The following is a 922-nucleotide window of genomic DNA, read 5'->3' on the forward strand; positions in this document are numbered from 1 at the left end:
TGCTACTTTTCATCTGTCTGCTTCATGGGCTGATGGGCAGTTTTATGTTGCTGGGCATCAGTTCCGGGGCAGGAAAGTTTCTGGCATGGATCGGCGTTGGCATTCTGGCGGCGCACACCGTCCTTGGGCTTTTGCTGACCGCACAGACATTCCGGGCTTCCCGGTCCGGCGGAAAACTCTACGGAAAGCAGAATGCTCTGTTCTGGGCAAGGCGCACCAGTGGGCTTGCTATTTTGCTCATGCTCTTTTTCCATATTGGCGTGTTCGGCAGAGTGCAGGACGGCGTATACATTCTGTTTCCGTTCACAACGGTCCGGCTGCTGACGCAGCTTTTACTGGTTGCTTCGGTATTTGTGCATCTTCTGCTCAATCTCCGACCCCTTCTGGTATCGCTGGGCATCGTCCGGGATAAGGAGCAGCGCGGCGACCTCTATCTGATTCTTTCTATACTGGTGCTGTTTGCTGCCGGTTCGATCATTCTATATTATATCGGGTGGAACAATGTATGAAACACACTTTGGTGATCGTGGGTGCAGGGCTGGCAGGGCTTTCCGCTGCTTTGACTGCTGTGAAAAACGGCTGGACGGTAAAGCTGGTGTCCTCCCTTGCCTCCGAGCGGGCGCAGTCTGTTATGGCAGAGGGCGGAATCAATGCAGCCTTGAATACCAAGGGAGAGGAGGATAGCCCGGAGCAGCATTATACAGATACCCTGACCGCTGCCTGCGGACTTGCTGACCCGAATGCAGTCTGGGGGATGACGCAGGCTGCGTCCGAACTGGTGCGCAGCCTGCACCATCTGGGAGTACAGTTCAACGTGACAGATGACGATGAACTCGACCTGCGGAATTTTGGCGGACAGAAGAAAAAGCGGACGGCCTTTGCACAAAGCGATACGGGAAAGCAACTGATGACCGCTCTGATC

General features: G+C 54.7%; 2 protein-coding genes. Both read left to right on the plus strand.

Features of this window, described 5'->3' with window-relative positions; genetic code table 11:
- Positions 1-509, plus strand: a 509-nt coding sequence (locus tag D3F01_RS15840) for a pilus assembly protein PilX (protein WP_242889614.1), incomplete at its 5' end; no start/stop codon positions are given.
- Positions 506-922 (plus strand): FAD-binding protein (locus D3F01_RS15845; protein ID WP_242889615.1); only part of this gene is annotated, 417 nt, incomplete at its 3' end. The genes D3F01_RS15840 and D3F01_RS15845, both read left to right, overlap by 4 nt.

Source organism: Faecalibacterium sp. BCRC 81149 (assembly GCF_022750605.1).
Lineage (GTDB): Bacteria > Bacillota > Clostridia > Oscillospirales > Ruminococcaceae > Faecalibacterium > Faecalibacterium duncaniae.